This window comes from Neisseria sp. HMSC056A03, assembly GCF_001815685.1.
In the GTDB taxonomy this organism is placed as follows: Bacteria; Pseudomonadota; Gammaproteobacteria; order Burkholderiales; family Neisseriaceae; genus Neisseria; species Neisseria subflava.
The window spans coordinates 126,119-145,934 of record NZ_KV821620.1; the positions used below are offsets into that span (position 1 = coordinate 126,119).

The 19,816-nt window shown below is 48.7% G+C and carries 21 protein-coding genes; 15 read left to right on the forward strand and 6 right to left on the reverse strand.

Annotated elements, in window-relative coordinates:
• Positions 1–43: 43 nt before the first annotated feature.
• Complete coding sequence (locus tag HMPREF3052_RS04705; protein WP_003683473.1) at positions 44–625, reverse strand: superoxide dismutase; 582 nt, start codon at positions 623–625, stop codon at positions 44–46.
• Positions 626–779: 154 nt separating this feature from the next.
• Here HMPREF3052_RS04705 and dnaB point away from each other — a divergent pair, with 154 nt between their 5' ends.
• The 6 genes from dnaB to HMPREF3052_RS04735 all read left to right on the forward strand — a co-directional run bounded on the left by dnaB (position 780) and on the right by HMPREF3052_RS04735 (position 5,627).
• Positions 780–2,186 carry a replicative DNA helicase gene (dnaB, locus tag HMPREF3052_RS04710; RefSeq protein ID WP_070748831.1) on the forward strand — a complete coding sequence of 469 codons (1,407 nt, stop codon included), beginning with the start codon at positions 780–782 and terminating at the stop codon, positions 2,184–2,186.
• Positions 2,187–2,343: 157 nt separating this feature from the next.
• Positions 2,344–3,009 carry a pilus assembly FimT family protein gene (locus HMPREF3052_RS04715; protein ID WP_070748833.1) on the forward strand — a complete coding sequence of 222 codons (666 nt, stop codon included), beginning with the start codon at positions 2,344–2,346 and terminating at the stop codon, positions 3,007–3,009.
• Between the two features lie 15 nt (positions 3,010–3,024).
• Positions 3,025–3,672 carry a type IV pilus modification protein PilV gene (pilV, locus tag HMPREF3052_RS04720; RefSeq protein WP_180947862.1) on the forward strand — a complete coding sequence of 216 codons (648 nt, stop codon included), beginning with the start codon at positions 3,025–3,027 and terminating at the stop codon, positions 3,670–3,672.
• Positions 3,673–3,674: 2 nt separating this feature from the next.
• On the forward strand, positions 3,675–4,610 hold the full coding sequence (locus HMPREF3052_RS04725; RefSeq protein ID WP_070748835.1) for a PilW family protein: 936 nt from the start codon (positions 3,675–3,677) through the stop codon (positions 4,608–4,610).
• Entirely contained in the window at positions 4,589–5,134 is a 546-nt protein-coding gene (locus HMPREF3052_RS04730) for a pilus assembly PilX family protein (protein WP_049329652.1), read from the forward strand. Before HMPREF3052_RS04725 ends, HMPREF3052_RS04730 begins: the two co-directional genes overlap by 22 nt.
• A 4-nt stretch (positions 5,135–5,138) precedes the next feature.
• Positions 5,139–5,627, forward strand: a complete 489-nt coding sequence (locus HMPREF3052_RS04735; RefSeq protein WP_049329653.1) for a PilX family type IV pilin — start codon at positions 5,139–5,141, stop codon at positions 5,625–5,627.
• Positions 5,628–5,679: 52 nt separating this feature from the next.
• Here the strand turns inward: HMPREF3052_RS04735 and HMPREF3052_RS04740 are convergent, their stop codons facing one another.
• The gene (locus tag HMPREF3052_RS04740; protein WP_049329654.1) at positions 5,680–6,300 is read right to left on the reverse strand and encodes a Smr/MutS family protein; all 621 of its coding nucleotides are present in this window, start codon (positions 6,298–6,300) and stop codon (positions 5,680–5,682) included.
• A gap of 136 nt (positions 6,301–6,436) precedes the next feature.
• Here HMPREF3052_RS04740 and HMPREF3052_RS04745 point away from each other — a divergent pair, with 136 nt between their 5' ends.
• The 6 genes from HMPREF3052_RS04745 (at position 6,437) to mutL (ending at position 12,854) form a co-directional block, all read left to right on the forward strand.
• Positions 6,437–6,814 (forward strand): hypothetical protein, encoded by a 378-nt coding sequence (locus HMPREF3052_RS04745; RefSeq protein ID WP_070748837.1) that lies wholly within the window; start codon positions 6,437–6,439, stop codon positions 6,812–6,814.
• A 135-nt stretch (positions 6,815–6,949) separates the two neighbouring features.
• The gene (gene trpE, locus HMPREF3052_RS04750; RefSeq protein WP_070748838.1) at positions 6,950–8,425 is read left to right on the forward strand and encodes an anthranilate synthase component I; all 1,476 of its coding nucleotides are present in this window, start codon (positions 6,950–6,952) and stop codon (positions 8,423–8,425) included.
• A gap of 225 nt (positions 8,426–8,650) precedes the next feature.
• The gene (locus HMPREF3052_RS04760; protein ID WP_141756607.1) at positions 8,651–8,938 is read left to right on the forward strand and encodes a GIY-YIG nuclease family protein; all 288 of its coding nucleotides are present in this window, start codon (positions 8,651–8,653) and stop codon (positions 8,936–8,938) included.
• A 211-nt stretch (positions 8,939–9,149) separates the two neighbouring features.
• Positions 9,150–10,286, forward strand: a complete 1,137-nt coding sequence (locus tag HMPREF3052_RS04765; RefSeq protein WP_070748844.1) for a 5-(carboxyamino)imidazole ribonucleotide synthase — start codon at positions 9,150–9,152, stop codon at positions 10,284–10,286.
• A 72-nt stretch (positions 10,287–10,358) separates the two neighbouring features.
• Positions 10,359–10,841, forward strand: a complete 483-nt coding sequence (locus HMPREF3052_RS04770) for a GNAT family N-acetyltransferase (protein ID WP_003683615.1) — start codon at positions 10,359–10,361, stop codon at positions 10,839–10,841.
• A 36-nt stretch (positions 10,842–10,877) separates the two neighbouring features.
• The gene (gene mutL, locus HMPREF3052_RS04775; RefSeq protein ID WP_070748846.1) at positions 10,878–12,854 is read left to right on the forward strand and encodes a DNA mismatch repair endonuclease MutL; all 1,977 of its coding nucleotides are present in this window, start codon (positions 10,878–10,880) and stop codon (positions 12,852–12,854) included.
• A gap of 57 nt (positions 12,855–12,911) precedes the next feature.
• Here the strand turns inward: mutL and kdsA are convergent, their stop codons facing one another.
• The 3 genes from kdsA to HMPREF3052_RS04790 form a co-directional block, all read right to left on the reverse strand.
• The gene (kdsA, locus tag HMPREF3052_RS04780; RefSeq protein WP_036472435.1) at positions 12,912–13,754 is read right to left on the reverse strand and encodes a 3-deoxy-8-phosphooctulonate synthase; all 843 of its coding nucleotides are present in this window, start codon (positions 13,752–13,754) and stop codon (positions 12,912–12,914) included.
• A gap of 74 nt (positions 13,755–13,828) precedes the next feature.
• Positions 13,829–14,212 carry an aspartate 1-decarboxylase gene (gene panD, locus HMPREF3052_RS04785; protein ID WP_070748848.1) on the reverse strand — a complete coding sequence of 128 codons (384 nt, stop codon included), beginning with the start codon at positions 14,210–14,212 and terminating at the stop codon, positions 13,829–13,831.
• 78 nt (positions 14,213–14,290) lie between these two features.
• Positions 14,291–15,832: a YdgA family protein gene (locus HMPREF3052_RS04790; protein WP_070748850.1), complete on the reverse strand. Its 1,542-nt coding sequence runs from the start codon at positions 15,830–15,832 to the stop codon at positions 14,291–14,293.
• Between the two features lie 355 nt (positions 15,833–16,187).
• Between HMPREF3052_RS04790 and HMPREF3052_RS04795 the strand changes: the two genes are divergently transcribed.
• From HMPREF3052_RS04795 to HMPREF3052_RS04805, 3 genes are all read left to right on the forward strand, one after another.
• Positions 16,188–17,342 (forward strand): tyrosine-type recombinase/integrase, encoded by a 1,155-nt coding sequence (locus HMPREF3052_RS04795; RefSeq protein ID WP_070748852.1) that lies wholly within the window; start codon positions 16,188–16,190, stop codon positions 17,340–17,342.
• Positions 17,343–17,416: 74 nt separating this feature from the next.
• Entirely contained in the window at positions 17,417–18,397 is a 981-nt protein-coding gene (locus tag HMPREF3052_RS04800) for a hypothetical protein (protein WP_070748854.1), read from the forward strand.
• A gap of 278 nt (positions 18,398–18,675) precedes the next feature.
• Positions 18,676–19,542 carry a BRO-N domain-containing protein gene (locus tag HMPREF3052_RS04805; protein ID WP_070748856.1) on the forward strand — a complete coding sequence of 289 codons (867 nt, stop codon included), beginning with the start codon at positions 18,676–18,678 and terminating at the stop codon, positions 19,540–19,542.
• A 38-nt stretch (positions 19,543–19,580) separates the two neighbouring features.
• Here HMPREF3052_RS04805 and HMPREF3052_RS11905 read toward each other — a convergent pair.
• Positions 19,581–19,816 (reverse strand): Rz1-like lysis system protein LysC (locus HMPREF3052_RS11905; protein ID WP_141756605.1); only part of this gene is annotated, 236 nt, incomplete at its 5' end.

The following is a 19,816-nucleotide window of genomic DNA, read 5'->3' on the forward strand; positions in this document are numbered from 1 at the left end:
GCCGTCTGAAAATTTTTCAGACGGCCTTTTCATCCATATCGTTTTATGCGGCGAAACGTTTGGCAACTTCATCCCAGTTAACGATTTCCCAGAAACCTTTCAGGTAGTTAGGACGGCTGTTGCGGTAGTCGATGTAGTAGGCGTGTTCCCATACGTCGCAAGTCAACAGCGGAGTGTTTTCAGTAGTCAGCGGAGTACCTGCATTAGAAGTAGAAACCAGATCCAATTCACCGGCAGGCGTTTTCACCAACCATGCCCAACCTGAGCCGAAAGTACCGGCCGCGCAGGCATTGAACGCTTCTTGGAATTTCTCGAAGCTGCCCCATTTGGCGTCGATGGCTGCAGCCAATTCGCCGGCAGGTTTGCCTTGGCCTTTAGGGGTAAAGCCCAGCCAGTAGAAAGTGTGGTTCCAAGTTTGGGCAGCGTTGTTGAACATACCGCCGGAAGATTTTTTCACGATTTCTTCCAAAGGCATTTCTTCAAACTCAGTGCCTTTAATTTGATTGTTCAAATTGGTGATGTAGGTTTGATGGTGTTTGCCGTAGTGGAACTCCAAAGTTTCTTTGGTCAGATGAGGGGACAACGCATCCAGTTCATAAGGCAATTGTGGCAGCTTGTGTTCCATTTTTATGCTCCTAATTCTTGATATTTATATTTTGGTAGTGTGTGTTGTCAAATCGACAACATTACTATTTTACCTGCTTTAGCCTAAACAAACCAATTGAACTTACACTGCGCTATAATAGTGGATTGCAATTTCCCAGCCAGAGATGCCCGTCATGAGCAATTATTCCGATATGCCGTCTGAAGACCGTGAAATCAGCGCATTGTCACTGCCGCCACATTCCACAGAAGCGGAGCAATCCGTATTGGGCGGCCTGATGCTGGAAAATTCTGCTTGGGACCGTATTGCCGATGTCGTTTCCAGCGAGGATTTCTATCGCCACGAACACCGCCTGATTTTTCGTACGATTGCCAACCTGATTAATGAAAGCCGTCCTGCCGACGTCATTACCGTCCAAGAAAGTTTGGAACGCAATGAAGAATTGGAAGCGGCAGGCGGATTCAACTATCTGATTACGCTGGCGCAAAATACGCCATCTGCTGCCAATATCCGCCGCTACGCCGAAATCGTGCGCGAACGTTCCATCATGCGCCAGCTTGCCGAAGTCGGCACGGAAATTGCACGCAGCGCATACAATCCGCAAGGGCGCGATGCAGGCCAGCTTTTGGACGAGGCAGAAAACAAAGTATTCCAAATCGCCGAAAGCACCGCCAAATCCAAACAAGGCTTCCTTGAGATGCCCGACCTTCTGAAAGAAGTGGTCGAGCGCATCGATATGCTTTATTCGCGCGACAATCCTGATGAAGTAACCGGCATATCGACAGGTTTTATCGACCTCGACAAAAAAACATCAGGTCTTCAACCAGGCGATTTGATCATCGTCGCAGGTCGTCCGTCCATGGGTAAAACCGCCTTTTCGATCAATATTGCGGAACACGTTGCCGTAGAAAACAAATTGCCTGTCGCCGTATTCTCTATGGAGATGGGCGGTGCGCAGTTGGTCATGCGTATGCTGGGTTCAGTCGGACGTTTGGATCAAAGCGTTTTAAAAACCGGCAGATTACAAGACGAACACTGGGGCCGTCTGAACGAAGCGGTCGTTAAACTCTCCGATGCACCCATGTATATCGATGAAACGCCGGGTTTGACTGCGCTCGAACTCCGCGCCCGCGCCCGTCGTCTTGCACGCCAGTTCAACGGCAAATTGGGGTTGATCGTTATCGACTACCTGCAATTGATGTCAGGTTCTAGTCGCTCTGACAACCGTGCTTCCGAGCTTGGCGAAATTTCGCGCTCCCTCAAAGCATTGGCTAAAGAATTGCAAGTTCCCGTCATTGCCCTGTCGCAGTTGAGCCGTACAGTTGAGCAGCGTACCGACAAACGCCCGATGATGTCCGACTTGCGTGAGTCCGGCGCAATCGAACAAGATGCCGACTTGATTATGTTCATGTATCGCGACGAATACTACAACTCAGATTCACCCGCAAAAGGCTTGGCGGAATGTATTATCGGCAAACACCGTAACGGTCCCGTTGGGAAAGTATTCCTCACTTGGATGGGTCAATTTACCAAATTTGATAATGCTGCCTATGTTCCAGAATCCATGTTGATGGAAGATTGAGACAGATTGTCCGAAAAACTAACCGAATTTCATATTTCATTAGTCACGCATTACAAAATCGTTTAGAATAAATCTAATAAAAGCAAAAGCATTGCCACAGGCAAGTGCAAAAGAGAAAACGTCAGTTACCCAACACATTACTACTAAAATATCACTCATGTATCAGACACAAAAAGGCTTCACCCTAATTGAGTTGCTGATCGTCATTACTATTGCAGCAGTAATGGCCGTCATCGCACTTCCCAATATGAATCAATGGATTGCCTCCAGACGTGCGGCATCGCAAGCAGAGCAAATTGCAAATCTGCTGCGCTTCGCGCGTAATGAGGCCGTCCGTCTCAATCTTCCCGTTTACATCTGCCCGGTCAAAATCAAATCCGATGGCTCACCCAATAATGGTTGCGATTCCAAATATGCCGGTAATGGTATGTTGTCCTACGCCGATAAAAACGAAGACTTACGCTATCAAAACGACACAGTTGATTTATCCATCCGCTCCATTATCCTTAATGGAGATACCGACAAAGTGGAATACAGCTTCAACTATATCCCTATCAGCAATGACCGTTCTGCCCTCTCGGCCTCAGCTTCAAAAGAAGTCTGGTGGAGATTTCTTCCCAATGGTACATTTGGTCATTCAACTGATGGCAAAAATTATCAATTTTCAGACGGCCACATCAAAATCAGCCTAACGGATAAATCTGCTGCCGATGCTGAAACCAAGAAAGCCCGTGCTACCGTACTTTTAATCAATGGCAATGGGCATGTCGAAATCTGTGCTAAAAACGATGAGCGCAAAATATGCGAATACACTTCCAAATAATAACAACGGTATCTTATGAACATTACTAATCCTACTCATCTCAGATCATTTAAAGGCCGTCTGAAAACAAGCTCAACAAGCTTTACTCCAAAACTTCAATCAGGTATGACCCTGATTGAAGTTTTGATTGCCATGTTTGTCCTTGCCATCGGTGTGCTTGCCCTTCTGGCTGTTCAATTGCGTACCGTATCCAGCGTGCGCGAGTCTGAAAATCAAACCACAGTCGCCCAAATTACACAAAATCTAATTGAAGGCATGCTCATTAATCCGACGCTCTCTGAAGAAACCGATACTGCAGGGGAAAAAACCTCCCGTTATAAAAAATCCTATGATGCCTACCTAAAATCCGACTCTAAACAAACTGCAAAATTTGAAGCCAAAATGAGCAAAGCCCAACTTGCACAGGCTCAAATTGCACAGTTTAAAGCTGATTTAGCCAAAGCCCTTCCCGAAGCCCAAGTCTTCTCGACCATCTGCAAAGATTCTTCCGGTGCAGAGCCGACTTACGAAAATGGGTTTAACGCGAAATGCGATGGCAAAGGCGACACGACCATCGTGAAAGTTTTATGGTTGCAAGATGTCGAAGAAGAAAATAGCGCAAAAAATCTCAATACATCGGGGCATCACGTTGTCTATACCTACCAATCACGCGTAAGAGACTAACAATGAACAATAAACGCTTACTCAACCATATTCCCAATAAAACCGCCATTCGTGGTTTTAGTATCCTTGAATTTCTGGTTGCCAGCCTGCTCAGCATGATCGTCTTAATGGCTGTCAGCTCCACCTACTTTACTGCACGCGGATTAAACAAGTCTGCCAACGCCCGTATCGGTATCCAACAAGATTTGCGCAACGCCGCTAATATGATCGTCCGCGATGCGCGTATGGCAGGTAATTTCGGCTGCTTCAATATGGCGAATTTTCCTGCCTCTGCAGTGATAGAAGACAAAAGCTCGGATGAATATACATTGAAAACAGCCGGTGTGAATAAGCTGTTACCGGTTAAAGAAATCAATAAATTAAGCTATACAGGCTTTGTTCAAACTGGCAAAGCCCTGCTGTTCCAATACGGTATCGACAAAGCGGACTCTGCTGCAAAAACTGCCATTGCCAGCAGCTGCTCCGGTATTGCCAAACCTCACATAGAAATTAAAGATTTGGCTGCGGCAAAATCAGCTTTAAAAATTACCAACTCTGATCAAGACGGCAGTATCGCCATTATGAAACATGAAATGATTGCCTACGCTGTCGGTAAACTTGGCGAAGAGAGCGGTTTGTTCCGTTTCCAATTATCAAATGATGGCTCATGGAGTAATCCGCAGCTGTTAATTAAAGGCATCACTGCTATGGATATCCACTATATCTATGCAGAATGTCCTGATTCTGAAAATGCATCTGCCAGCGGATTGAATACAGAATCATTTGATTACAAAACCGCATTGGATATCTCAGCTAAGGCCAAGTCTCCGGCTTCTATCCAAATCGTACTGAATAACGGCAGTATTGACCCATCAAAAGAACAAGACAATAAAGTCGATATCTATAAAATTAATGCCACCATCCGCGGAGGAAACGTATGCGCCGACCGATCACTCTAATCAAACCCGAACGGCAGCAGGGCTATGCTTTGTTTATCGTCTTAATGATGATGGTCGTTATCGCCCTGCTCGTGGTTACAGCCACCCAGTCCTACAATACCGAACAGCGTATCAGCACCAATGATGCCGACCGTAAACTGGCAACTACCCTAGCCGAAGCGGCACTGCGTGAAGGTGAAAATCAAATTTTTGATATTGAAGATAAAAAGACTACTTTTACCGCAAAATGTGAAAAAGGTTTATGCTCCACACCAAACGTCAAATCCAATGGCGATTTTACTGAAGAAGGCAACCCAACCGTAGATGCTTGGAAGCGCAAATGCGACAAAAGCCTGTGTATTGACGCCAATGGTACGGAATATCCTTTAGACAAAAAAAGTGGCATCGTAAATAATCCACGCTACATCATCGAATATTTAGGTAAAACGACAGAGGGTCGAATTACTTACCGCGTTACCGCCAAAGCATGGGGTAAGAATGCCAATACCCAAGTCGTTCTTCAGTCTTACGTTGCCAGCGAATAATATAATGAATACCACCTCTACCAAACAACTAGGCTTTACGCTGGTTGAGATGATGATTGCTGTCGCCATCTTAGCCATCCTGAGCGTCATTGCCATTCCGTCTTATAACCGCTACATTGAACGCGGCTACCAATCACAAGCGCATGCCGAGTTAGTCGCCATCAATTCTGCTTTTAAAAACCAGATGGTTAAAAATCCAAAGTGGAAAACTGATGAGATTAAAACTCAGTTGGATGACTTTATTTCCTCATACAAAGGCCATAAAGATTTGGCAGACAAATATAAATACTCTGCCGAAATGATTGATACCAGTACAAGCCGAGCCTATCGTTTGAAAGCCATTCCCATCAAAACAGGCTATACCCTTTCCGTTTGGATGGATAGTTTGGGCAATGCTTACAAATGCACTGATATTGACTCTGCCAAAGATTCCAAAACTACAATGACCAATGGCAAAGGTTGCGAATCGGTTTCCAAAAAGAAATCTTCTTAATCTGACAAACATAAAAAAGCAGTGTCATTTTATCGACACTGCTTTTTTTATTTTACTGTTTCCAATCATCGTCTCGGCGTTGGCGTTTCAACAAGATCCTGACTGCGCCATCATTGCCTTGTCGGGGCTCGACATAAGCCAACACATCAGGATGCTGCATCAACCAGCGGCGCGTCATATTTTTTAAAACCGGTTTATAGCCTGCGGAACCCAAGCCGCTGCCGTGGACAATCTCGCCGCAAACACCGCGTTTTTTCGTAAACTCAATAAACTCGTTCAATACCTGCTGCGCTTCTTCCTGCGTATAGCCATGCAAATCCACATCAGCCACAACAGGATAATGACCATTTCGCAAACGCATCAAATCATTTTTACCCTGCCCGTTTTTACTGAACGAAGCCGGCGGCTCTTCCCAGCCGCCGCTGCCCACATAAAAATAATCTTCCTGCTCCAAAGTCGCCATTTCTTTAGGTCGTGGCTTGATAGGTGATTTATCACGGGGCTGTTCATAATAGTTACCCGCATTTTTCAACGGTGTAACCTTACCAACCGCCTTGCTGAAATCTACATCCTCTACCTGCTTTTTAGCCTTCGCTTCGACTTCTCGCTCCGCAGCTTCCTTTTTCGCCTGTTTGCCCAAAGCCTTCAGCGTTTCTTGAAAGTTTGCCGTCATGGTTTATCCTTTCCAAAAAATTGATTGCACTCATTATAGCAAACCTGACTACAAGGCCGTCTGAAAGACTCTTATCATCGCTTCTTGTTTAGGGTATAGTATTAACGCATTGCCAGTCTTACAAAAGAGAGAAATCATGTTTAAACGCCCGGAAGAAATCATCGTCTTGATACTTGCCCTATTATGGGTCGGACTCAGCTACTACTTTGCCGCCATCCTGATTTCAGATGCCTACACCATTCTCCTGATTACCGTATTGACTTTCGTTTGGGCGGCAATCTGTTTCCTTTTATGGCAACGTAACTTAAGCCGTCATATTTGGCCGCTGTTCCTCGGCAGCCTGGTTGCCTGCTGGTGGCCGTACTTCACTTGGCTTGCAAGCGATGTTCCCGAAGGCACATGGTATTCAGGCTGGACATTCAAATCCATTATCGCCCTGATTCCCGTTGTTGCCGCTTATATCTTCAAGTGGAAACAAAACCGGAAAAACAAAATCTCCAACACTATTGCCTGATACCTCGCGCCGTCTTTTTCAGACGGCGTTTTCCATATCTGACATAACGCTCAGACTGTCAACAATCCCAATAAAATGCTATACTCTTCACACGATTTAACACCCTAAAACAGGCCGTCTGAAAGACTTATCAAGATGATCAGCAAACAAGAATACCAAGCCCAAGCCGCACAAGGTTACAACCGCATTCCACTCGTTCAAGAGCTGCTTGCCGACTTGGACACACCGCTCTCAATCTACCTCAAACTTGCCAACAAGCCTTTCACCTACCTGCTCGAATCCGTTGTCGGTGGCGAACGCTTCGGCCGCTATTCCTTTATCGGTCTGCCTTGCAGCCACTATCTCAAAACCAGCGGCAAACATGTCGATGTATATCAAAACGGCGAAACCGTCGAACAACACGACGGCAATCCCCTGCCCTTTATCGAAGCCTTCCACAACCGCTTCAAAACGCCCGAAATCCCAAGCCTGCCGCGCTTTACCGGCGGCCTGGTCGGCTATTTCGGTTATGAAACCATCTACAACTTCGAACATTTTGCCCACCGCCTGAAACATACGGCCAAAGCCGATCCCCTCGGTACGCCCGACATCCTCCTGATGCTCTCGCAAGAACTTGCCGTAGTGGATAACCTAAGCGGCAAAATCTACCTGATTGTTTATGCCGATCCGTCTCAAGTCAACGGCTATGAACACGCACGCGAACGTCTTGAAGACATCCGTACCCAGTTACGCCAAAGTTGCGCCATCCCGCTTTCCCTTGGCAGCAAGCAAACCCAAGCAGTCAGCGAATTTAGAGAAGAACCTTTCAAAGCCTGCGTCAATAAAATCAAAGACTACATCTTTGCAGGCGACTGTATGCAGGTCGTCCCCAGCCAACGCATGAGCATGGAATTCACCGACAGCCCGCTCGCCCTCTACCGCGCCCTGCGCACGCTCAACCCTTCGCCTTATCTCTTCTACTACGATTTCGGCGATTTCCACATCGTCGGCTCCTCGCCCGAAATCCTTGTCCGCCGCGAACGCGACGACGTCATCGTCCGCCCCATCGCCGGTACGCGCCTGCGCGGCAAAACCCCCGCCGAAGACCTTGCCAACGAGCAGGACTTATTAAGCGACGCCAAAGAAATCGCCGAACACGTCATGCTCATCGATTTAGGGCGCAACGACGTCGGCCGCATCAGCAAAACGGGCGAAGTCAAAGTAACCGACAAAATGGTGATTGAAAAATACTCCCATGTGATGCACATCGTTTCCAACGTCGAAGGCCGTCTGAAAGAGGGTATCACCAACATGGACATCCTCGCCGCAACATTCCCCGCCGGCACACTCTCCGGCGCACCCAAAGTCCGCGCCATGGAAATCATCGAAGAAGTCGAACCGAGCAAACGCGGCATCTACGGCGGCGCCGTCGGCGTATGGGGTTTCAACAACGATATGGATTTGGCCATCGCCATCCGTACCGCCGTAGTGAAGAACAACACGCTATACGTCCAAAGCGGCGCAGGCATCGTCGCCGACTCCAACCCGACCTCCGAATGGCAGGAAACGCAAAACAAAGCCCGAGCAGTGGTTCGGGCGGCACAGATGGTGCAGGAAGGGTTGGATAGGTAGACTTGGAGTGTTCAGACGGTCTTTAAGGAATCAACAGGCCGTCTGAAAATCCAAACAATAAGCAGCAATCGTTTGATTAGAATAGCTACCTTTACCGCGTCATTCCCGCGCAGGCGGGAATCCAGAAATTTGAAATTACGGGAATCTCTAAATATTTCTGAAAGATTGAGGCCTGGATTCCCGCCTGCGCGGGAATGACGGATTAAAGTTTTTTGCGGAAACATGATGCAACCTGCCGTTTATATACTCGCCAGCCAACGAAACGGAACGCTGTATATCGGTGTAACATCCAATCTCACCCAACGTGTTTACCAACATAGAGAACATTTGACGCAAGGATTTACAAATCAGCATCATGTAACCCTGTTGGTTTGGTACGAACTGCATTCCACGATGGAATACGCCATTACCAGGGAAAAGCAATTGAAAAAATGGAATCGGCAATGGAAGCTGCGCCTTATTGAAGAGAAAAATCCAGGTTGGGAGGATTTATGGTTTGAAATTATTAAATAACCATCATCTCCATAAAACATGTAATTTAACCTTGGTACCCCTTGAATTTCGTCATTCCCGCGCAGGCGGGAATCCAGACTCTCTTAGGTTTCAGGAATCTTTAAACATTGCAGGATATTTACCCTCCGGATTCCCGCCTGCGCGGGAATGACGGATTACCAGTTTCAGACGACCTGAAATAAACATTAGAACACAGACAAATTAAAACGCTATGAACAAATCCCCCATCCTCCCCCCTTCCATGCTCGGCATCCTCGGTGGCGGCCAATTAGGCAGAATGTTTACCGTTGCCGCCAAAACCATGGGCTACAAAGTAACCGTTCTCGACCCCGATCCGAATGCGCCGGCTGCGGAATTTGCCGACCGCCATTTGTGCGCGCCGTTTGACGACCAAGCCGCTTTGGATGAGTTGGCAAAATGCGCGGCGGTTACCACTGAATTTGAAAACGTCAATGCCGACGCGATGCGCTTTTTGGCGAAACATACCAACGTTTCCCCCAGCGGCGACTGCGTTGCCATCGCGCAAAACCGTATTCAGGAAAAAGCGTGGATACGCAAAGCGGGGCTGCAAACCGCGCCGTATCAAGTGGTTTGCCGTTCAGACGACATCAGCGAAGCAAGCGCGCAATTTTTGCCCGGCATCTTGAAAACGGCTACGTTGGGCTACGACGGCAAAGGTCAAATCCGCGTCAAAACGTTGGACGAACTCAAAGCCGCGTTCGCCGAACACGGGGGCGTGGATTGTGTTTTAGAAAAAATGGTGGATTTGCGCGGCGAAATTTCCGTTATCGTATGTCGTCTGAACGATGAAAACGTGCAAACCTTCGACCCCGCCGAAAACATCCACGAAAACGGCATCCTTGCTTATTCCATCGTTCCTGCGCGGCTGAGTGCCGACGTGCAGCAACAGGCGCGGCAGATGGCGCAACGCTTGGCGGACGAATTGGATTATGTCGGCGTGTTGGCGGTGGAAATGTTCGTCGTCGGCGACACGCACGAATTGGTCGTCAACGAAATCGCCCCGCGCCCGCACAATTCCGGCCACCATACGATAGATGCCTGCGCCGCAGACCAGTTCCAGCAGCAGGTACGCATCATGTGCAATCTGCCGCCCGCCGACAACAAGCTGCTTTCTTCATGCTGCATGGCGAATATTTTGGGCGACGTTTGGCAGGAAGACGGCGGCGAACCGAATTGGCTGCCGTTGCAAAGCCATCCAAACGCGCACCTGCACCTTTACGGCAAAAAAGCCGCGCGGAAAGGCCGAAAAATGGGCCACTTTACCGTCTTGGCCAACGATGCGGACAACGCATTCCAAACCGCACAAACCTTACATCAAAGCCTGTAACCTTACCCACTTTTTTCAGACGGCCTTTGATTGCAAAAGGCCGTCTGAAATCAATTTTTCCGACCATCCGCCATGAGCCTTCTGACCATCCTCCGTCCGGCAACCGAAAAAGACTGCCAAGCCATACACAATGCCCATCTGCATGCCGTTCAATACGCCTGCATTCGCTGTTATGATGAAACTATTATGCACACATGGGAAAGTCTGCTCGACATCAACAGCTATTTGGAAACCATCTCCGATAAAAACAAAGCCTTGTGGGTAGTCGAATACAAAGGGCTGATTCAAGGCTTTTTCCAAGTCGATTTCAAAGAAGCGCAACTGGACGCCTTATACGTCCATCCGCTCTTCCACAATCTCGGCTTGGGTACGGCCCTGCTCAGCCGCGCCGAAGAAATGGCACGAAATGCAGGCCTCAGCTTTCTCAAACTGTATGCCTCGCTCAATTCCGTGCCTTTCTATCGCCTCAATCGTTATGAATCGCTCGGTACTGCCGTGTTGCAGCTGAACAAAACCGTCCGCGTCGAATGCGAATTGATGCGCAAATACCTGTAATTTTCCCTTCCGCCGTTGCTTTTTTGAAAGAAACCCATGTCCCGAATTGCCGCACTGCCCGACCATCTTGTCAACCAAATCGCCGCCGGCGAAGTGGTTGAACGCCCTGCCAACGCTCTGAAAGAAATCGTTGAAAACAGTATCGACGCAGGCGCGACAGCGATTGATGTCGAGCTGGCCGGCGGCGGTATCCGCCTGATTCGCGTCAGCGACAACGGCAGCGGCATCCACTCAGACGACATCGAGCTTGCGCTCCACCGCCACGCCACCAGCAAAATCAAAACCTTAAACGATTTGGAACACGTTGCCAGTATGGGCTTTCGTGGCGAAGGTTTGGCCAGTATCGCCTCAGTCAGCCGCCTGACCCTGACCAGCCGTCAAGAAGACAGTTCACACGCGACCCAAGTCAAAGCAGAAGACGGCAAACTCAGCAGCCCCACCGCCGCCGCCCACCCCGTCGGCACCACCATCGAAGCTGCCGAACTCTTCTTCAATACCCCTGCGCGGCGCAAGTTCCTCAAATCCGAAAACACCGAATACGCCCACTGCGCCACCATGCTCGAACGTCTTGCGCTGGCGCATCCGCACATTGCCTTCTCACTCAAACGCGACGGCAAACAAGTGTTCAAACTTCCTGCACAAAGACTGCATGAACGTATTGCCGCCATTGTCGGCGATGATTTTCAGACGGCCTCATTGGAAATTGACAGCGGCAATGGCGCATTGCGGCTCTATGGCGCGATTGCCAAGCCGACCTTTGCCAAAGGTAAAACCGACAAACAATACTGCTTCGTCAACCATCGCTTCGTGCGCGACAAAGTCATGCTTCATGCCGTCAAGCAGGCATACCGAGACGTATTGCACAACGCGCTGACGCCTGCTTTCGTCCTCTTCCTCGACCTGCCGCCCGAAGCCGTGGATGTCAACGTCCACCCGACCAAAACCGAAATCCGCTTCCGCGACAGCCAGCAGGTGCACCAACTCGTGTTCCACACGCTCAACAAAGCCCTTGCCGACACACGCGCCGACCTGACCGAAAGCGTCAGCAACGCAGGCGAAGTGTTGCATGACATTACTGGCGTTACTACTACACCAATGCCGTCTGAAAACGACGGTGAAAATCTGTTTGATAGCGCATCCAACTACCCGACAGGCAACAAACCCGATACACGCAATGCCTTTGGTTCATCAGGCAAAACCGCGCCTATGCCTTACCAAGCCGCGCGTGCACCGCAACAACGCAGCCTGTCTCTGCGCGAAAGCCGCGCAGCCATGAATACTTATGCCGAGCTCTACAAAAAAACCGACGACATTGACCTTGAGTTGAGCCAATTCGAGCAGGCACGTTTCGGCAATATGCCGTCTGAAACGCCTACTCCCAAAACAGATACGCCGCTTTCAGACGGCCTTCCCTCTCAATCCGAACTGCCGCCGCTCGGCTTTGCCATTGCCCAATTACTTGGCATCTACATCCTTGCCCAAGCCGAAGACAGCCTGTTGCTCATCGACATGCACGCCGCCGCCGAACGCGTTAACTACGAGAAAATGAAACGCCAACGTCAGGAAAACGGTAACCTGCAAAGCCAGCGACTTCTTATTCCCGTAACCTTTGCCGCGTCCCACGAAGAATGCGCCGCCCTTGCCGATCATGCCGAAATGCTGACAGGCTTTGGCTTGGAATTGTCCGACATGGGCGGCAATACCCTTGCCGTCCGCGCAGTTCCTGCCATGCTCGGTAAAGCCGACGTCGTTTCGCTGGCCAAAGATGTATTGGGCGAACTCGCTCAAGTCGGCAGCAGCCAAACCATCGAAGAACACGAAAACCACATCCTCGCCACCATGTCCTGCCACGGCTCAGTCCGCGCCGGCCGCCAGCTTACCCTGCCTGAGATGAATGCGCTCCTGCGCGATATGGAAAACACGCCGCGCAGCAACCAGTGTAACCACGGCCGTCCGACATGGGTCAAACTGACTTTAAAAGAATTGGATGCGTTGTTTTTACGCGGACAGTAACACCAATAAAAAGGCCGTCTGAAAATGCTTTCAGACGGCCTTTTAACTTATTTGCCCTTAACGAATATCCATAGGCGCAAACGATTTCACGGTTTCATCGATTGCTTTAACACGGGTCAGGAAGTCTTCTAATTGCGCAAGCGGCAATGCGCTTGGTCCATCGCATTTGGCTTGGTCGGGATTGGCATGAGATTCAAGGAACAAACCGGCCAATCGGGTTGCCATACCAGCAAGTGCCAAGTCCAATACTTGGGCGCGACGTCCGCCTGATGCGGCGGCACCAGATTCGCGCGTTTGCAGGGAATGGGTGACGTCAAAAATAACGGGCAGGTTGTTACACGTTTTTTTCATCACACCAAAGCCGAGCATATCCACTACCAAGTTGTCGTAGCCGAAGTTTGCACCGCGTTCGCACAAAATGATTTGCTCGTTGCCTGCTTCTTGGAATTTCTCGACAATGTTTTTCATTTGAGACGGGCTGAGAAATTGCGGCTTTTTGATGTTGATGACATTACCGGTTTTTGCCATTGCCACCACCAAATCGGTTTGGCGCGCCAAGAAGGCAGGCAGCTGAATGACATCGCAGACTTCGGCAACCGGCTGGCATTGATAAGGCTCGTGAACGTCGGTAATCACGGGAACGTTAAACTCGCGTTTCACCGCTTGAAAAATCTTCATGCCTTCGTCCAAACCCACACCGCGGAAAGAGTGAATAGAAGAGCGGTTTGCCTTGTCGAAAGAGGCTTTGAAAACGTAAGGGATGCCGAGTTTATCGGTTACTTTAACGTATTGCTCACAGGCTTTCAGTGTAGAGTCGAGGTCTTCAAGGACATTGATGCCGCCGAAAAGGGTAAAGGGCGCATCGTTGCTGACGGTGATATTGTTGATTTGGATATTCACGGCAAAGCCTTTCAGATAAGTTGAATTTGGGAAACAGGCCGTCTGAAACATTTCAGACGGCCTTTGTTTGAATATTACAACACGGTGTGCGGCGGCTCATAAGAAATCACGTTGCGGATTTTATTGTTCTCATCGACGAGGACGACTTTCGGTTCATGCGCTGCAATTTCAGGTTCGGACAACATGACGTAAGACATGATAATCACGATGTCGCCTTTTTGAACCAAACGCGCGGCCGCGCCATTGAGGCAAACGACGCCGCTGCCGCGTTCGCCGGGGATGGTGTAGGTTTCAAGACGTTCGCCGTTGTTATTGTTGACGATGGCGACTTTTTCGTTAACGCAAATACCTGCCGCATCCAGCAGGTCTTGGTCAACGGTAATGCTGCCGACGTAGTTGAGGTCGGCTTCGGTAACGGTGGCACGGTGGATTTTGCCGCCGAGCATGGTACGGAACATGGGTTTCCTTTTTGATTGTGGGTTGATTTGCGGTTTTAACTTCTGAGAAGTTAAAACCGCTGTTTGTGTGATTGAGGATTAGTTATTGGGAAAGTCTGCTTCGTCAAACTCGGGTTCCGGATCGCTTTGAAGGACTTTTCCGTTTAATTTCAACTCGCTGTTTTGCAGAGTCAGATGGGTTTTGACATTATCGTCTTCTAAGGTCAGATATTTCTCGCTTGCCATGCTTTTGATGGTACTGTCCACCATCAGGCGCAAGGTTTCATTAATATCGTCGATGCTGGCGCGGCCTGCGGCTTCATCTTCGGCATTGACGCTAAACAGGCTGCTTGCTTGGTTGACGGCGAGCTGCTCCAACAATTTTTGCGGTACGCTCATATTAAAGTCGGCTTCGGTTTTCTTCAGCATATCGCCCAAATTGTTGAGGTCTTTGGCCGTCAAACCTTTAAACGCAAGTTTGCCGCTGACATCGACATCGCCATGAGGCATGGTGAATTTGAAGGTTTTAACGTTTAAAACCGGATTATTGGTAAACAGGCCTGAAGCCTCGTTTTTGGCCGTCTGAATCAAGGAAGCCTGAATTTCTTCTTCGCTCATTTTCTTCACGGACACTTCGGCAATTTTGTTTTTCAATGCCAGAAGTGATGCGGCATCCAAATGCTCGGCAGCAACATTGATGTCTAGAGGGCCGTATTTGTCTTCGCCATAGGTCAGGCTTTCAAATTGGAAGCGGCCTTCGCTGTTGATGAATTTATCGACTTCGCCGGTCTGCGTATCGAAACGCAGTTTGCTGACTTCGATTTTAGACGGAGCAATCGTGCCGGTCGGATTGATGAATGCACCGATTTGCAGGTTGGTCACAAGGTTGACCAGTTCGTTCAACTTAACGTTGTAATCGATGTTTTCTTTCCATTGCAGCAGGAATTTATCCAGCGTAATGCTGCTCTTGCCCAAAGAAAGCTTGGTCAGGCCGTCTTCCGTTTCGGACTGGAAGCGCAGGTTTTCCAAAGACACATCGCCTTTGTCGGCCAATTTGACTTGTAAAGACGGCGCAAGGTAATCGTGGCGATAGCTTTTAAAGCCTTGGCTGTAATCGGTATTGCCGCTAAAGCCTTTCCAGTTGAGCTTGATACCGGAAAGCTCTTCATAGTCGAAGGCGGGGATATTGAGGCTGAGTTTGCCGTCGCCGGAAAGGTAAACCGTATTGGTCATGGTCAACGGCGTTTGCTGACCGAAGAAGCGGTCCAAAACTTTTTTGGTTTCCGGATGGTATTGGAACTCGGTTTCCACATGGGCGCGCGTACCGAAGCCGCCGGCAAACGGGCCGTGTGTCACATGATTGATGACCGTAATCGGCTCTTGCAGGACGGTTTTCAAATTGTCCGGCAGGTATTTTTGCGTATTTTGAAGCAGGGTCGGTTTGAGGCGGATGACGGTCGTCTCGGTTGAACTGAACCAGCCGCGATCGTATTGGTGGGACTCAACGGTCAGGAAACCGGATTCCTGCAACAGCTTTTGTTGCTCGGTCAGGCTTTCTTCCGCTTTAACACCAAGATAATAAGGCGTGCCGAGCGCAGCGGCGACAACGACGGCGGCAGTCGGGATAAGATACTTTTTCATCACTTCAAACAGATTAGGTTCAAAGCGTAAAGCATAGCATTTTTTAGCTGTTTTGTCTTATCCGCCGTTTCAGACGGCCTTTAGGTAAAGATTGTGATATTATGCAAACATAAACGATTTTTACACTTTTGGCAGTCCAAATCCTATCTGCCAAAATGTCATTAAAGGTTTGCAAATGCTTTTATTCATTGAAAACTGTTATTCTCGTTCGCGGTAGTCCGTCCTGATTCTTATCGTTTTGAAAAATCTGAATTTAACGCTTCTTCTTGTCCGTTCTCGTTCGTTTTAGTACGTGGCAATCCTTGAAAAAAGTGGGTATGATTGTGGGTATCCCCTCACACATACCCGCTTTTTTATGCTTAACGATACCCAAATCCGCAAGGCGAAACCAGCCGAGAAGCCTTATAAATTAACCGATTCCAACGGCCTTTATATCGTAATAAATCCGAACGGATCAAAACTGTGGCGTTATCGCTTCAAGATTGACGGCAAGGAATCAGTGTTTTCAATCGGCGCATATCCTGAAATCTCGCTTGCAGAAGCGCGTGATAAGCGCAAGGAAGCGCGGTTACTTGTCCAGCAGGGTATTAACCCGGCCAAAGACAGGGCGGATAAGAAACGCCAAAACACGCGCCAAAACAAGAACACGTTTCAGGCAATCGCCGAAGAATACTTTGCGACAAAGACAATCAGCAAAGGCAGTATCAAGGCCGCGCGAAGTATGCTTGAGCGGTATGCCTATCCAATCATCGGGGACACGCCGATAACCAAAGTAACGCCGCGTCAGATTATGGAGTGTCTAGACGTTTGCAAAGACAAAGGCGTTATCGTGTCAGGCATATACACCCGCCAACACATGAGCGCAGTTTTTCTTTATGCGATCCGAACAATGCGGGCGACAAATGACCCGACTTTGGCTTTTGCCGGGTATCTCAAGCGACCCGAAATAACCCACGCCAAAGCCATGACCGCCGAACAAATCAGGGATTTTAAAACAAGCCTTGCAAACTATAATGGCTCGTTTGTCGTCAAAAAAGCCGCGCAGTTATTGCTATACACAGCCGTCCGCACGATTGAGGCAAGGCGGGCTGAATGGGCTGATATTGACCTTTCCGCCGCGATTTGGCGCATACCTGCAAACAAGATGAAAAAATCAAGAATGCACGTCGTGCCGCTGTCGTCGCAGGTCGTCGAGTTACTCAAAGAGTTACACACAATGACGGGTAACGGGCGGTTACTGTTTCCAAACAGTAAAAGACCCGATGATATGTTGTCAGCCACGACCATTAATAGGGCATTGGAGTATATGGGACTGACAATCTCAGGGCATGATTTTCGCGCGACGCTGGCAACCAATCTGTCAGAGATGGGCTATGAGCATGAGTACATCAAGGCACAACTTGCCCATGCCAAAGACAATCAGACGGACGCGGCATATTTTCACGCCAAATTCATCAATCAACGCCGCCAAATGCTGCAAGACTGGGCGGACTTTATAGATTCACTTTGATTTGAGAAGGTTTGATTTTCTTTACGGTTACGGTATGATTGCGGAAATTAACACGTCTTAATGAAAGATGGGAAATGGCATATATCAACATACTGGCTGGCGATTTTCATAAAGGGAAAGCCGTCTTAAAAAAAGATTGTATTGTTCTTCTTCGCGGCGAGAAGGTTGCACTGCTTGATATTGCAGGTTATGAGGTGCAGGACGGCGGTGTGATAGAGGTTGTGTTTTTTGATGGCCGCCGAATGCTGGTAGAGAAGAACGACGCATTCCTGCAAGCAGTGAAGGTCGCCCTTTATAATGAATCTCAAAACCCAGAAGAACGGCGGCAGCAATACAACCAAAGGAAAGCTAATTCTACGGATAAGGCAAAAAAAGCAAAGAAAATCAAGCTGATTGTGGGCGGTATTTTTATCTTGCTATTTGTTGCTATGTGCGCTGTGCCGAAAAAGGAATTAACGCCGGAAGAGAGGGCGGCCGCGGACAAGGCAGAGGCGGCAGCCGAAAAGCAGAAAATTGATGGGAAAATTACTTCAGGTGTACGGGAATTTAAGTACGACAAGAAAGCTTATCCGAAGTTATACAAACAGTGGGGCGAGAAGGCCGTCAAAGAAATGAATGGTTATTTGCCACAGATAGCCGAACATGTTGCCCGGGAGAATTCATGCGACGCAGTAGAAAGTGTTGATATTTCAGATGCGCGCAGCAACCCGAAAGCAAAACAAATGGTTTTCTTTGTAGATTGCAAGAATGGCAAACGCTTTTTTGTATCTACTGACGACCTTAATTCCGGCCGAAAATCAACCGCTGAACAGGATAAAGAGATTGATAATTCAGACGCCATCAGTCAGTGTGATGCGGCAATTAAAGCTCAATTGAATCATCCCGGAACGTTTGACCCACACCTTCTAGACACGGCAACCGGAGTAAATCCGAATGGCAATATCTTGGTTACCCGTGGATTTACGGCTAAAAACGGGCTTGGAATGCAGATTGATTATCGGGCATATTGCGTTATCACAGGCAATAAAGTGGAAGTTTCGATTGAACAGAAATAGTAAAAAACCCCTTGCATGTGCAGGGGGTTTTGTTTTATATTCCTGTTCGTGGCGTAAGAACCACACACTAGCGGCAATCACTCCGTCAATGTGATTTTTTCATATCTGTAAGTTTCCTTTCGTGTTGTTTGTTTCGATGGCACAACCGAAGTTTCTTATGGACGCGTGGGCGACGAATACAATACCCGTAAGGGGAATAAGTCCGCCCATCTAGTGAGGGTTCTTAACCACGCGTCCGCCCTAACGGGCATTAAGAAAACTCACTAGGACACTTCATTATGAACGTAATTCAATCATTTAATTTCAATACTACTTCTCCCGTTCGTGCCTTTGAAAAAGGCGGCTTGACTTGGTTTGTTGCCGCCGATGTATGTAAGGCTTTAGAAATCCAGAACCCAACGCAAGCACTTGAAAAATTAGATGATGACGAGCGGTCTATGTTTAACATAGGGCGGTCTGAAATTCACGGAGGCGGCGGTAACGTGAACATCATCAACGAAAGCGGTTTATATATTTTGATTCTTCGCAGCCGTAAAGCAATGGAACAAGGCTCAACCGCTTGGAAATTCCGCAAATGGGTAACATCTGAAGTCCTGCCCACCATCCGCAAAACAGGCGGCTACCAAATCGGACAAAAAACCACCGCCGACGACCGTACCGGATTACGCCAAGCCGTTGCCGCGCTTGTCGGACGCAAAGGCATAGACTACTCCTCCGCGTACAGTATGATTCACCAACGCTTCAACGTCGAAGCTATCGAAGATATCCCCACCGAGAAGCTGCCCGAAGCCGTCGCCTATGCCCACGCGCTAACCCTGCACACAGGCTTGACAGGCGAAGTGTTGGACGCACTGCCCAAAGCCGAGCCGAAACTACCCATCGACGGCAACTCTTTAGCCGACATTGCCGCTATGGTTTATTACGGCACATGGATGATTGAATTGGGCAAAGACGTTTCCGCACCGCTGAGGCAGCTCGGATGCAAACAGGCGGTTACGATGTGGACGGTTTGGCACGAAACCCGTTCACGCCTGAAAAGAGCCGTCGCAGCCCTCGAAGTGTTGCGGGGATATGCGGACAAAGACACCTCCGACCGCATAGCCGTATGTCTTGAAGGCATTTACAGCAAGGCTGCGGTAAGGTAAACAGAAAATGCCGTCTGAAGATTCAGACGGCTTTTGCTTTATTTAATAGTGTCAGACAACGCCTTGTGCCGAGCCTTGCAGTCATTATACAAGCCGATAACTTGCAACGACCAGGGCAGTACATCCGCGCCTGTACCGCCGTCAAGTTTTGGCAGTTTTGGGCATGGCTGCACCAAGTCGGCGGGCGGTTTAATCGCCGTCGGCAATGGCGGCGTTGATGACTGACAACCCATCAGAATCGACGCAGACGTTACGATAGACAGGCTTCTCGACA